The sequence below is a fragment of the Colwellia sp. KS18-150 genome, assembly GCF_057551365.1.
Window position 1 is genome coordinate 593,807 of record NZ_BAAJMC010000001.1, and the last position, 14,456, is coordinate 608,262.

The following is a 14,456-nucleotide window of genomic DNA, read 5'->3' on the forward strand; positions in this document are numbered from 1 at the left end:
AGCGATGACATAGTAATGAGCACAGAAATAGAATTGAAATACTTAATATCAGATGAAAATATCGATAATGAAGATTTTACCAATAAAATTACTAACATGCTGACAACTCAGAAGCTTGATTTTGATTTTAGCGTAAAAGAACTAGCTAATGATTACTTTGACAGTGATGAACTTGACTTAAGGAAAATGGATATAGGCCTTAGGATCAGAAAGCAGCAAGAAAAATATGAGCAAACCATCAAAACGGCAGGTAAGGTTGTTGCAGGCTTGCATCAAAGACCGGAATATAATGTCGACATCGGCAGTAACCATTTAGCACTTTCATTATTTCCCTCACATATTTGGCCTGAGCATATTCAATTAAATGCTTTACAGCAAAAGCTTAAGGTTATTTTTACCACACACTTTACCCGTAAAGCTTGGCTTATCAAATATCAAAACAGTGTTATTGAATTAGCTTTTGATCATGGCAGTATAACTACAGATAATTGCCATACCTCTTTATTAATTAATGAGCTAGAAATTGAGTTAGTAACCGGTGAGCAATCCTCATTGTTTGACCTAGCTGAACTGTTAAAAGGACTTGTGAATATTGAGCCTGGTAACTTCAGTAAAGCAGCTCGTGGTTATACGCTATTTAATAATCAATAATATTGCCTATAACGCTTTTAATGTTTTTAAAAGGGAATAGCTTAGTGAGTTATGTCAAAATATGTTAAATAAATTATTAATTATTAGTTTAATCACAGTAATAACACTCAGTAGTCGAGTATACGCAGCACAATATCAATTACCGCCAGATAACGCTCGCTTAATTGGTGAAGTTCAAATACACAAAGTCACTAAAGGTGATTATTTTCAGAAAATTGCTGAACAATATAATATTGGTTTTTTAGCCTTAATGTCGGCTAATCCTGATGTGGACCCTTTTTTGCCGGAACCGGGAAGTGATATTATCATTCCAAGTGAGATGTTGCTGCCTTATATCAAACGCGAAGGGATAGTCGTTAATTTACCTGAATTGCGCTTGTATTACTTTTTACCAGAAGAAAATAAAGTGCATGTTTTTCCTGTGGGTATTGGTAAAGAAGGGTTGGCAACTCCAAAAGTGACTAGCTATATAAGTAGCAAACGAAAAGACCCCATTTGGCGTCCAACTAAGGCAATGCAAGAACGTTATTTTAAAGAGCATGGTAAAGCAATGGCAACAGAAGTGCCAGCAGGTCCAGATAACCCTTTTGGCAAGTACGCATTGAGGTTAGGGACGAGTGAGTATTTAATTCACGGTACTAACAAACGATTAGGCATTGGTATGAGAGCGAGCTCTGGCTGTGTACGAATGTTTGATGATGATATTAAATGGATGTATGAAAATGTACCTATTAATACTAAAGTAAGGATAATTTCACAGCCAATAAAAATGTCATTTGAAGCAGGTGAAAGGCAGTTAATTGAAGTGCATTCTCCACTTTCTGTTAATGAAAAACCTCAAAAGAATCAAATTACTCAAGCGGTAAAGGGATTTGTAGGAAACAATAAAGCCTTTTGGCAACAGCTACTTCCAGTATTTGAAAAGCCGCACGGTATGGTAGTTGAACTAGGTAAATGATGATTGAAATATTATTTTAGGCAATAAAAAACCAGTAATAACATTACTGGTTTTTTGTTTTAAATAATCTATGTGATTATTTATAGTTGCTAATTAAAGAGCAACGATGTTCTCAGCTTGTGGGCCTTTTTGACCGTCAGTTACTGTGAACTCAACTTTTTGACCTTCAGCTAAAGTTCTGAAACCGTCACCAACGATAGCGTTGAAATGAGCGAAAACGTCAGGGCCATTTTCTTGTTCGATGAAACCGAAGCCTTTTGCTTCGTTAAACCATTTTACTGTACCAGTAGTAGTAGACATATTTATATCCTAAATTTTATGAGTAATGATGCTATTTACATTTTATATTTAATGCAAAAGCGGGTTTGCTAAAAAGTGTTGCTATTACTTATAAAACAGGACGTGTCAGCTTAATGAAAAACTATTAACAGCGTAATGGTGTACAAAAATATAAAAACGAACTTCAAGCGAACCGAATTATAAAGCTGTGGTGGTTGATGTCAAGTATTGGCTCAAAATTCATTTCCTTGACAGCTGTGAAATGGAAATCCGCCATTTTAATTATTGATTTTAACTATAAGTTTTCTTGTTATATTTATTTACAATAATTTTACTGTTTCTTATTACGAATTTTTTCGCACTATTAACCGTTGCTAATCTACTCTATAAGCATTGAGTGTTATGTGTTTAACGCGTATTTCTTAGTTGTTTTTAAATTATCATAATCTAAGTACTATGAATTTATAGCATATTTTTTGCGCAAATATACATTTTATTTGATTTGTAAGCTACTTGTAATATTACAACTTGTGGTCTATAAATATGTCGTAGTCTCTATATTTGTGATATTTGTCACAATATTTCGACCTCGTATTTACTTGCCAATTAGAAGCAAGGAATATAAAAACTATAATAAATTATGACAAGCCAACACTATTTTTTTCAAATAGTTGATTGATTGATAATAATATTTTTTCTAGAAGGAAATAACATGTCTACAAAATTTCGTGCTACAACGTTAGCCCTAGCCGTGGGTGTAGCGTTAGGCGCCGCACCTTCATATGCCGCAGAAGCTGAAGAAGCAGCCAAAGATGAGCAAGTCGAACGTATTGCTGTTGTTGGTACTCGTTCAGCACCACGTTCAGTTGCTGATTCACCAGTGCCAATTGATATTGTTGGTGGTGATGAGTTAGGTAAAAATGCTTCATCTGATATGCTTGATATGCTTCAAGCTGCTGTACCATCTTTCAATGTACGTCAGCAACCAATCTCAGATGCTGCTTCATTTATCCGTCCAGTAAATTTACGTGGTTTATCTTCAGATTCAACGTTAATTCTATTAAACGGTAAACGTCGTCATCGTGCATCAGTTATTGCTTTCCAAGGTGGTGGTGTAAATGATGGTGCTCAAGGTCCAGATATCTCAGTAATCCCTTCAGTTGCTTTAAAGCAAGTTGAAGTATTACGTGATGGTGCAGCTGCACAATATGGCTCTGATGCTATCGCGGGTGTAATGAACTTTGTATTAAAAGATGATGCTGATGGTGGCTCTGTTTCAGTTCGTCACGGTGAGTATTATGAAGGTGATGGTACACAGTTAGTTGTTGACGGTAACGTTGGTTTACCTTTTACTGATGATGGCTTCGCTAACCTTTCATTTCAATATAAAACAGCTGATGCAACTAGCCGTAGTGTTCAGCGCCCAGATGCTGAGGCATTAATTGCCGCTGGCGTGCCTGTAAATGATCCTGCGCAAGTTTGGGGTAATCCTGAAATTGATGATGATTTAACATTATTTGGTAATGTAGGTCTCGATTTAGGTAATGATAAAGAATTTTACATGTTCGGTAACTACTCAGACCGTACAGCAACAGGTGGTTACTACTACCGTAATCCTCAAAACCGTGGTGGTGTATTCACTGACGGTAATGGCGATTTATTAATTGGTTCTATGACTGGTGATGCTGATGCATGTCCTAACATTGCCATTACTGAAGGTGATGTTCGTAATCAAGCTGATTACCAAGCATTAGTTGGTAGCGGTACTTGTTGGGCATTTAATGAATTATTCCCAGGTGGTTACACACCACAATTTACTGGTGAAATTAATGATACTTCATTAACTATGGGTACACGTGGTGATATTAACAGTGGCTTCTTAGAAGGTGCTTATTTTGATATCAGTGGTTCATACGGCCGTAACAAATCAACTTACACTTTAGCAAATACAGTTAACCCATCAATGGGGGCATTGAATGCTGATCAGCCTAATAATTCTTTTGAAGCTGGCTCATATATCCAATTAGAAAAAGCTTTTAATGCTGATTTAACTAAGGGTATTGATATCGGTTTAGATGACGAGATGAACTTCGCTACTGGTATTGAATGGCGTCAAGAAAGCTTTGAAATCATCTCTGGTGAACAAGCTTCATGGCAACAAGGCCCGCTTGCAGACCAAGGTTTCAGTGTAGGCTCTCACGGTTTTGCTGGTTTCTCACCTGAGTCTCAAGGTATTAACAGCCGTCAAAGTTTTGCTGCTTACGTAGATTTAGAAGCATATGTAACTGAAAGCTTCTTATTAGGTGCTGCAGTACGTTATGAAGATTTCTCTTCATTTGGTGACACAGTTAACTATAAGTTAACCGCTCAATATGAACTAACGGATGATTTATCAATTCGTGCTTCACATAGTACCGGTTTTAGAGCACCAACAGTTGGTCAAGCAAATGTTGTAAATACACAAACTTCACTTGTTAATGGCGAATTAATTCAGTCTGCTACTTATCCGCCAACACATCCAGTATCAGCTGAGCTAGGTGGTGTTGAACTTGACCCAGAAGAGTCAACCAGTTATGCCATTGGTATGGTATATCAAACGGGTGATTTCTTCATGACGATTGATGCTTATAACATTGAAGTAACAGATCGTGTTGCTCAAACGGATAAGATTTTTATCACTCAAGAGAATGTTGATAACCTTCAAGGTTTATACCCAAGCCCTGAGTTGTTATTAGGTGGTTCTGTTACTTTCTTTGCTAATGATTTTGATACAACGACACAAGGTGTTGATGTAGTAATGAATTACGGTATGGATTTAATGGGTGGTGATTCTAAGTTAAGTCTTGCTTATAACTACAACACGACAGAAGTTGATGACCCAGGTTCATTTACCTCTGATTTCAAAGTTCGTCGTTTAGAAGAAGGTATTCCAGAGCACAGAGGAACACTTACCTTTGCTCAAAACTGGGATACTGTGAGCATGTTTGTTCGTGGTAACTACTTTGGCGAATGGTTTGCAACACATGCTGATGAGCCAGATGTAGATAGCTCATACGGTTGGTCTGAAACTGTTGGTTCATCGTTTACATTAGATGCTGAAGTTAGTTATTTTGTTAATGATAACTGGACATTGTCTTTAGGTGCTAACAACATTCTTGATACTGAAGCTCAAGAGCTTCAAAAGGATGGCGGTGCTTATGGCGTTGTTGGTGCTAAATACTATGAAAGTGGTCCATTTGATTACAATGGTGGATTCTACTACGTGAAAGCACAATATAACTTTTAATTAAAAGTTAATATTTAAAAAACCAGTAACTATGTTGCTGGTTTTTTTTGCTTAAAATATCACCCGCGACTTAACTAAATTGAGCTCAGATTAATACATGCTCCACTAAGGATCTTTTTGCCTACAACAGTGATAGATTTATTTGCAGTAAACAAGCTGTCGATACATGGATTTACTGTGTTTTTTTTAAATCATAAAACTAGAGAGCGATTTAGATTTGACCACTATATTTCATGTAATCAAATCATGTCTTAAACCGAGTACAGATTCACTCTCAAATTCTTATTTAATGATTACTAGTAAGAAATATGCCCGGTAAAGTTTTAATCTATTGGCTCTAACGCTCATTAAGTGATAAAGCTAATATCGACTAATAAGTGCTGTAGGACATCTTACGGTGCGAGTTTTTGAATATTGATAATAGAGTAAAAGGTTGAAGATAATGGCTAAAATTAAGTTATAGAGCACTATATAGACTACAAATGTATTTAATAAGTATTATCTTATGAACTAAATAAAAAAGCCCTGTTAGTTATTAAAACTAACAGGGCTTTTAATCAGGTATGAATTATCGAAAGGTTCGTTAAATCATAATAGGGTAACTAATTAAAGTTTAAATTCCTGTACTGATTGTTGTAGCTCTTCAGAGAGCTTAGCTACTTCACTACTTGAGGCTGCAGTTTGTTGTGAGCCGGCAGTGGTTTGCTCAGCTATGGCAACGATAGACTCTAAATTTTCGCTAATTTCATGGGCAACAACACTTTGCTCTTCAGCGGCGGTTGCGATTTGTGAACTACGGTCAAACGCCTCATGTACAGCATGGGTAATTGTTTCTAATGCTTTGTCTGCTTCTTCTGATTGACTCACACAATCATCAGCTTTAGATTGACCAGCATCCATTACGGTTACCGCTTTACCTGCACCTAACTGTAAGGCTTCAATCATAGTTTGAATTTCAGAAGTTGATTCTTGTGTTCTACTGGCAAGGGTTCTAACTTCATCTGCTACTACAGCAAAGCCACGACCTTGTTCACCAGCACGTGCAGCTTCAATAGCCGCATTTAATGCTAGGAGGTTAGTTTGCTCAGCGATACCACGAATAACATCTAAGATACCGCCGATAGAAGCGCTGTCTTGTTGTAACTGGTTAATAACTTGTGCTGCTGATTGCACTTCACCAGCGAGCTGTTCGATGGTTTTTCTATTGCGACCTGAAATAGTTTTAACGCGCTCAGCTTCATCATCAGCATGCTTGATCTCACCTAATGCATCATTAGCACTAGATAGTACGCTTTGAGCAGTACTGCTCATTTCTGTTGTTGCAGAAGCTGCTTGTTCAACTTGGTTGCGTTGTTCTTCAATTGCCGTTGTACTTTCTGCTGTTACAGCTGAGGTTTGCTCTGCGGCGGCGGCAAGTTGAGAAGAGCGATTTACAATGCCCTCAATTAAGTTTCTTAAGCTATCAATTAACAAATTACAGTTTTTAGCTAGTTGTGCAAACTCATCTTGACCACTTTCATCTAGCTTGCGGGAAAGATCACCAGAAGCAACAATGTTAAGCATGTCATTTACACGTGCTAACGGGCGAGTAATACTAATTAAAGTAAATCGAGCGATTACGATAGCGATAATGATAGAAACGGCCATGATAATCGCTGTTTGCGTATTACCACTTGAAACTGAACCTTTTACTCGTTCACTTGCTTCCATGGTCGTTTGATTAGCTAATTCAACCTGCTTATCTAATATTTTATTAACTTGCTTAGTATTATCTTCAACTGCTTTAAGCATATTTTTAGCTTGCTGGTTTGCAGATAATTGCGAGCGTTTATGAGAGATTATACCAGTACTTTCAGAAAGCAAATCTTCAAGGTCAGTAAACGAAGCTGCTAAGTCTTCTGCAACATCATCAATGTTATTCATTTGAAGTTCAGTGATAATATCTTTTACAGAGCCTTGAGCTCCTTCCAAGCTAAATGATATTTCACTTTCTATTAACTCTGCTGTGGTATCAGCTAACGTATCACGGTACTCAAAAGATGATGACACAATACTGTTAAATTGATTTTCTAGCTGCTCACTTAAGCTAATTGCACGTTGTAATTTACTATCAGCCAGATCATGATCAGCTAAATCGAGTAGAAGAGTTACCGCATCATCTGCTTTTTCTTCTAAATCACTTACTTTTTCAGTTAATGCATTTTTTTGTTCGATAGACGTTTTTCTATTTTCAAATACTGATAACGCACCTTGTTCAAAACTAGTATAAATACTGGTTACTTTATTTAAGTTAGTGATCAGGTTGCTTTCATTTTGCACTAAGGTTTTTAATTGCTTAAAGGCTGGTGAAAATTGCGTATTAACAACATTAAACGCTTGTAAATTTTCATCAAGCGTATCCAACTGAGCTTCGTAAAAGCCCTTTAGCGTAAGATTGGCCATCTTATTTAATTCAAGGGTTAATTGATTACTGCCCTTTAATGTAGGGATCGCTAATTGGTTTTGTTGTTCTGTTGAGTCACTAATGGTATTTAGGTTAACCCAAGAAATAACACTAGTTAAAACAAGTAGTATCAAGATAATGGTAAAGCCACCAATAATTCTCATTGCTACAGTTAAATTCATAAATACCACCAGTTAGTTAAAAAGCAAATGCATTGATTATTAGAATAACGTCTAGTTAAAAGAAGGGATTATTCTATTATGTTAGTTTATATTTTTTCTTTTGCGTAAGCTTTTTGTCCATTTAAAGCTATTAAAGTCGCCTATTACTTATCGGCCGAACACTGAATATGTTTAATAATGTTTCAGAGTTATGAGGAGTATATCAAGCTGAATAAGTTTTTCACCCTTAAATCGCTACATAGGTGCAATTTTATGTGCAGGCTCAATAAATATTTTCTTGTCATGCCAACGTAATAATGTGAGATGATTACCCCATACACAGCCAGTATCAAGAGCGTAAATGTTGTTATGTGAACACTTACCCATCAGAGCGGCCCAGTGACCAAATACCCAAGTTGTGGTGTTAATCTCACTTGATAACTCGTACCAAGGGAGTAACTTGTTTTTATTCTGGGGAATCGACAAACAAGTTGGCGATGATTTTTGTTCAAATTCTAGATGTTTTTTTTCATCACAATAGCGCATGCGAGTAAAAGCATTAATGGTATAGCGAAACCTTTCTTCTTCGGTTTTTGCTTGTTGCCAGTCATTCGGTCGCTCTCCATACATTTGCTTGAGCCAATATTCTTGTTTGTTGGAGCAAAGTTTTTTGTGGGCAGAGTTAGCCTGTGTAATCGCTTCATTTAACTGCCATTGTGGTGATATGCCGGCATGGCTCATATAAGCATTTTCACCATTTATCTGTTGTAATAAAGGCTGCTGGGCTAACCATTGCATTAACTCTGCTACATCACTTGATTCAAGAAGCTTTGCAAGCTTATCTTGTTTTTTTACTTTTTTTATACCGGCATAAACAGCAAGTAAATGAAGATCGTGATTACCTAATACCACATTGGCAGATTGATTAAGTGATTTGATAAATCGTAATGTTGCTAAAGAATCAGGCCCTCGTGCTACCAAATCACCCGCGACATAGAGTTGATCTACTTTTTTGTCAAAGTTAACTTGGCTAAGTAATGCTTTTAGCTCTTGATAACAGCCTTGAATATCACCTACTAAATAGATAGCCATGACAATTAGCCTTTAGCTTTAGCCTTTTGCTGTGCGGCTTTTAGTGCTTTTCTGGATAACTGACTTTTGTCATCATCTTTAATTTCTAGTGGATTATCAGTGACAAAATTTGCCAGTTTAATGTAATCATCTAATGACAGATTTTCAGGACGTAAATTGGCATCAATATTAAGTGATTCAAGTTGCTCGACATTAATCAGCTTCTTAAAACTGTTGCGGATAGTCTTTCTGCGCTGGTTAAAAGCGGTTAAGCAAACAGTATTCAGAGCATTAATATCTTTTACTGGGTTAGCAATCTCTTTATGAGGTACTAAGCGAACAATCGCAGAGTCTACTTTGGGAGCAGGTTTGAATGCTTCTGGACCAATCTCCATCACAGGTAATACTTGGCACTGATATTGTGTCATGATAGATAACCGACCGTAAGTTTTACTATCGGGACCTGCTGCCATACGCTCAACCACTTCTTTTTGCAGCATAAAATGCATATCTTTTACTTTATCTTTAAAAGTTAACAAGTGAAAGATTAAAGGCGTAGATATATTATAAGGCAGGTTACCAAATATACGCAGAGGCTTATCTTCTGCAAGCTGAGCAAAATCAAAATTTAAAGCGTCTATTTCATAAATCGTTAAATGAGGAGCTAAGAATGGGTGATGACGTAGGCGATGCGCTAAGTCTCTATCTAGTTCAACTACCGAAAGCTTTTCAGCGCGCTCCACTACTGGCTCCGTTAGTGCGCCTAGTCCAGGCCCAATTTCGACTAAGTTTTCACCTGGCTCCGGATTGATGGCATCAACAATGTCACTGATTACAGAGTCGTTGTGTAGAAAATTTTGACCAAAGCGCTTTTTAGCCTGATGACCTAAGTGGGTTTTGCTATTCATAGTATCTCTTTTACAATTCGTTTTCGTAATGTGCTTATTAATAGCTTTACGTTAGGCTGATATTTTATTTACTGCTATTGGCTAAATTGATAGCACTTTTCATGGCTTCCATCATACTGCCAGAGTCTGCTTGGCCTTTTCCTGCTAATTCAAGTGCGGTGCCATGATCAACAGAGGTACGGATAAAAGGTAAACCTAAAGTGATATTTACGGAGGAGCCAAAACCTTTATATTTTAAAACCGGTAAACCTTGATCATGATACATACTTAAAATAGCATCAGCCTCTTTGAGGTATTTTTCTTGGAAAATGGTATCGGCAGGTAGTGGCCCTATGATATCCATACCTTCTGAACGTAATTCTTCGAATGCAGGGATCATGGTATCAATTTCTTCACTGCCTAAATGACCATCTTCACCAGCGTGAGGGTTTATGCCACAAGCATAAATTTTCGGTGCAGCGATACCAAATTTAGTTTTTAAATCTTGGTGCAAAATGCGCGTGACTTTTTGTAATCGTTCATAAGTAATCGCTTTAGATACATACGCGAGTGGGATATGTGTAGTGACTAATGCTACACGTAATCCTTCTGTAGCTAGCATCATCACAACATCAGAACAATTAGCTTGATGGGCAAAATATTCAGTATGACCGCTAAACGGGATACCCGCTTTATTAATTAATCCTTTATGAACAGGCCCGGTAACAATAGCATCAAATTCACCAGACATATTTTTATCACTAGCGACTTTTAGCGTATCAACGACGTAAGCACCGTTATTAGTATCAAGTTCGCCTGCTACACAAGAGGTTGCAAGGGGGATGTCTAATATCGTTAAACTACCTGCTTCCTGTGGCGTAGCTTCGCTTTTAGCGTCATATTCATTTAAAGTGACCGGGATATTAAGCTGTTTTGCTCTTGCTTCAATAAGAGCTTTTGAGGCAACAACGACAATCTGTACAGGCCAACTTTGTTGAGCAATAGCTATGACTAAATCTGGTCCTATGCCGGCTGGCTCACCAGGCGTTATAGCAATACGCTTACTCATTAGTTGTTGTCCTGTTCGAAAATCTCAATATAGGCTTCATCGCGGGTTTCTTTTATCCAGCGAGCACTCTCAACACCAAATTTACGGTTATAGAGAATTTGATGAGCACGATTTTGGTTCATTTGAGAGGTGGCATCCACCATACGTCTGTCGTGAAGTTGTACTATATGCCAACCAAATGATGAACGAAATGGTTTGTGATACTCGCCTTTAGACATTGTGGCAAGTGCCTCTTTAAATGCAGGATCATAACTTGTTGGATCAGCCCAACCTAAATCACCACCACGTACTGATGTAGGGCCTTCAGAAAACTCTTTGGCAAGGTCTTCAAATGTAGCTTCACCGGCATCTATTTGATCTAAGAATCCTTGTAATTGTTCTTCGGCTTTAGCTTCACTTAAAATAATCGATGGTTTGATCAAGATATGGCTAGCATGAACTTCTTCTACCTCGACCACTTGACGGCCACGAATATCAAGTACTTTAACAATACTAAATCCTAAACCTGTACGAATTGGCCCTACGACTGTGTCTTTATCTTTGCCATCAATCAACTCCGAAAATAATGTTGGCATTTCATTAATGTTTTTCCAACCTAAATCACCACCTTCAAGTGCATTGGCACCACCAGAAGATGCTATAGCTATTTTAGTGAAGTCTGAGCCGGTATTAAGTAATTCAATAACTTTATCAGCACGATCTTTTGCTGCGGTCATTTCTTCTTGATTAGCATCGGTAGGAAATTCAATTAAGATGTGCCCAATATGATATTCAACATCATTGTTGGTTTGCTCTTTCATTAAATCGAGTAAGTTTGAAACTTCTTGTGGAGAAACATATATTCGACGTCTTACTGAGTTACGGCTTACTTCACCAGAGATTATTTCAGTACGAATATTCTCACGGTATTTTTCATAATCATTGCCGTCGTTTATGATTGCTTCACGAAATTGTGACAAGGTTAGTTTATTCTCTTGTGCCATATTGCCTATGGTTTGATCTAATTGAGCATCACTTACTTGTACACCCATACGTTCACCAATTTGTAACACAAGGCTGTCATTAATTAATTTATCCATGACTTGCGTGCGTAATGCTTTATCTGAAGGCAGAGATTGCTGGCTTTTTGCAGCTTGCGCTTTAATGTTTTTTAATAAATCTTGAACTTCAGACTCAAGTACCACTGAGCCATTCACTATGGCTGAAACTTTGTCTAATTGTTCTTCTTTCGCTTGCGCGGATATTAATGTACTTACTAGTAATATACTGGCTAAGGTAACTTTATTGACTAATTTTTTCATGAAATACTTATCTTCTAATACTAAAATTATAGGTAAATTGCTCAGCAATTGATGGTGAATATTGCTAATTCTGTAAGTAATAAGGGCGTTTATAGCCGAATATACTTTCGTTAAACATTTCTTGTGTACCAATGGGATCTTGCTTCCCATTGAGTCCTTTGATGATGAACTGTAGCACAAAACCACTGTTAAATTCATCGCGGTTTTCATTGTATATGCCATCATCGCTTAGATTTGAATTGATATGTCTATGATAGGCAACACGTAGTGCCCAACAACAGCTCTCATATTGAAAGCCTGCATAACTTTCTAGACTACGACTATTTTTCAAGTCTTCTGTTAAGCGACCCACAAAAGCCCAATCTTTGTTAATGGCGAAATTCGCAAGTAACGAAGCTTGCTCTAAGCTATTACCTGAGACATTACGAGTGTACCTATGGTTCAATTGAACTGAATTATATTTATCAATTTGGTAATTTAATGCAACTTGACCCTTGTTGGTGTAGTCATCAATAGTATTATATTGAATGTCGGCGCTGATTTGCCATTTATGGTTTAATCGATAAAATAAATCGGCAGCTACTGAAGATTGTTGCCCTTTAGTGGTTTCTGAATCTTGGAAGTTAAAAATTTCATCATAGGTGTTATTGTTTGATAAATATTGAATTCGACCTAAGCTGATACGGAGTATCTCTAGGTTAGATTGGTCAAGAATTCGGCTAGTAATACCCCATGTATACTGGTTTGCACCAGCGATTCTATCTAAACCACTATAATTTCTATCTCGAAATAAACCATTATAGTCATCTTGTAAATTAGTGGTGTCATATAAACCGATATTAGTTTGATCTTTTTCTGGAATATATAAATATTGCAGTTGCGGCTCAAGCGTGTGTCTAAACTGGCTGCCGAACATTGACATATCTCGATCGAAGTTAATTCCACCATGAAAGCGAACTTTTGGCAGCGTACGATTTACTGTTTCACTAAGATCGCTGCCTATTTGAATATTATCTTGTTGATAATAAGTGTGCATTAGCTTGAATTCAGAATTAAAAAACCAAGCGGGTGCAGACATAGGAAAAGAAAGTCCTGCTTCAACATGGTATCGATTAGCATTAACTTGTTCATTTAATTCAGGCTGGAAACTGGTTAATTCAGAATAAAGTTCAAACTGCCCAGGTAAACTTGGATGTACAATTAAATTCAGTGGCTGTTGAGTCGATACTTCCACATGAGGTAGTGTTTTATAGCTTGCTTCATGACTACCTAATACTTCAAAATCTTGCAATTTCATTGTAGTTTGCCAGCGCTCACCAAAATACGCTAATTCAGCAATTTGATATAAGTAAGCATCATTTGAATTATATTGCTTGGAGCCAATATCCACTAAATAGTTGTCATCACTAATAGTCGTATAATCAACATAAGCTCTAAAGTTATCTGAAAAGGTACCTACGTGCTGAAATCTAGCTAGGTATCGAGCGTCGTCATTGGACTTAATAGCTTTATCTTTATGCAAATACTCTAAATTGATATTGCCATTTTGTTCACCCGTGAGGTATCTAAACTCAGTCTTTAATTGAGTGCCACGTTTTGACATGTAATATGGCGTAATGGTTGCGTCCATCTCTGGCGCTATATTCCAATAAAAAGGTGCTTCAATCTCAAGCCCTGAATTACTAGAGCTACCCATTTTAGGATATAGGAAACCAGTTTTTCGCTGCTTTGAGACAGGGAAATTAAAGTAAGGCAAGTATAAAACCGGAACATCAAATAGCCTTATTTGTGCATGATAGGCTTCACCTTCACTACCATCGGCGGAGATCTTTATTTCTGAGGCTTTAATTTGCCAGTCAGGTTTGTCTCCGGGACAAGTGGTAAACGTTGAAGACAGTAAGCTTAACCCTTCGCTTGCACTCAGTTGCAGTTCTTCGGCACTACCATGTCCTGGATTGCCGTAAAGTTGATACGAGGTATTTAACATAGTACTAGATTGATCTTCTTTACTAGCGCTAAGCTCACTTGCATAAATATTTATAGCTTTATTTTGGTAATGAATACTACCATGAGCATTAAATGTCATTAATAGTCGATCAAATGCTAAATTATCAGCAGTAACCGTTTGATTACTATCAATTAAGATTACATCGCCACTAAAATTGGCTATTTGATCTTTTTCTATGCTCGAATATTTAGAGGTAATGCGAATACTATCATCGGTGACTTTTAAACTATCATCAATAATAGGGGTATAAGTTGGCATTGGGCATTGTAACTGAATCGGCTCAGGCAGTTGCTCGGTTGGAGCAGCTAATACAGCACTACAAAATACGCCATTCAAGTATAT

General features: G+C 37.2%; 10 protein-coding genes. 3 read left to right on the forward strand and 7 right to left on the reverse strand.

Features of this window, described 5'->3' with window-relative positions; all coding sequences use genetic code 11:
- The first annotated feature begins 15 nt into the window (after window positions 1–15).
- Both AC27IF_RS02790 and AC27IF_RS02795 read left to right on the forward strand, forming a co-directional pair.
- Window positions 16–651, forward strand: a complete 636-nt coding sequence (locus AC27IF_RS02790; RefSeq protein ID WP_487051964.1) for a CYTH domain-containing protein — start codon at window positions 16–18, stop codon at window positions 649–651.
- 61 nt (window positions 652–712) lie between these two features.
- Window positions 713–1,609, forward strand: coding sequence for a L,D-transpeptidase family protein (locus AC27IF_RS02795; protein WP_487051966.1), 897 nt, complete (start codon window positions 713–715; stop codon window positions 1,607–1,609).
- A gap of 93 nt (window positions 1,610–1,702) precedes the next feature.
- Here AC27IF_RS02795 and AC27IF_RS02800 read toward each other — a convergent pair whose 3' ends face one another.
- Window positions 1,703–1,909: a cold-shock protein gene (locus AC27IF_RS02800; protein WP_487051968.1), complete on the reverse strand. Its 207-nt coding sequence runs from the start codon at window positions 1,907–1,909 to the stop codon at window positions 1,703–1,705.
- A 691-nt stretch (window positions 1,910–2,600) separates the two neighbouring features.
- On the opposite strand from AC27IF_RS02800, the gene AC27IF_RS02805 reads away from it, so the two are divergent.
- Entirely contained in the window at window positions 2,601–5,174 is a 2,574-nt protein-coding gene (locus AC27IF_RS02805) for a TonB-dependent receptor plug domain-containing protein (protein WP_487051970.1), read from the forward strand.
- 606 nt (window positions 5,175–5,780) lie between these two features.
- Here the strand turns inward: AC27IF_RS02805 and AC27IF_RS02810 are convergent.
- From AC27IF_RS02810 to AC27IF_RS02835, 6 genes are all read right to left on the reverse strand, one after another.
- Window positions 5,781–7,799: a HAMP domain-containing methyl-accepting chemotaxis protein gene (locus AC27IF_RS02810; RefSeq protein WP_487051972.1), complete on the reverse strand. Its 2,019-nt coding sequence runs from the start codon at window positions 7,797–7,799 to the stop codon at window positions 5,781–5,783.
- Window positions 7,800–8,033: 234 nt separating this feature from the next.
- Window positions 8,034–8,870 carry a symmetrical bis(5'-nucleosyl)-tetraphosphatase gene (locus AC27IF_RS02815; RefSeq protein ID WP_487051974.1) on the reverse strand — a complete coding sequence of 279 codons (837 nt, stop codon included), beginning with the start codon at window positions 8,868–8,870 and terminating at the stop codon, window positions 8,034–8,036.
- Between the two features lie 5 nt (window positions 8,871–8,875).
- Window positions 8,876–9,757, reverse strand: a complete 882-nt coding sequence (gene rsmA / locus AC27IF_RS02820; protein WP_487051976.1) for a 16S rRNA (adenine(1518)-N(6)/adenine(1519)-N(6))-dimethyltransferase RsmA — start codon at window positions 9,755–9,757, stop codon at window positions 8,876–8,878.
- 64 nt (window positions 9,758–9,821) lie between these two features.
- Window positions 9,822–10,805: a 4-hydroxythreonine-4-phosphate dehydrogenase PdxA gene (pdxA, locus tag AC27IF_RS02825; RefSeq protein WP_487051978.1), complete on the reverse strand. Its 984-nt coding sequence runs from the start codon at window positions 10,803–10,805 to the stop codon at window positions 9,822–9,824.
- A complete protein-coding gene (gene surA, locus AC27IF_RS02830) occupies window positions 10,805–12,106 on the reverse strand; it encodes a peptidylprolyl isomerase SurA (protein ID WP_487051980.1) in 1,302 nt (433 codons plus the stop codon). Before surA ends, pdxA begins: the two co-directional genes overlap by 1 nt.
- 64 nt (window positions 12,107–12,170) lie before the next feature.
- Entirely contained in the window at window positions 12,171–14,450 is a 2,280-nt protein-coding gene (locus AC27IF_RS02835; RefSeq protein WP_487051982.1) for an LPS-assembly protein LptD, read from the reverse strand.
- Window positions 14,451–14,456: the final 6 nt, after the last annotated feature.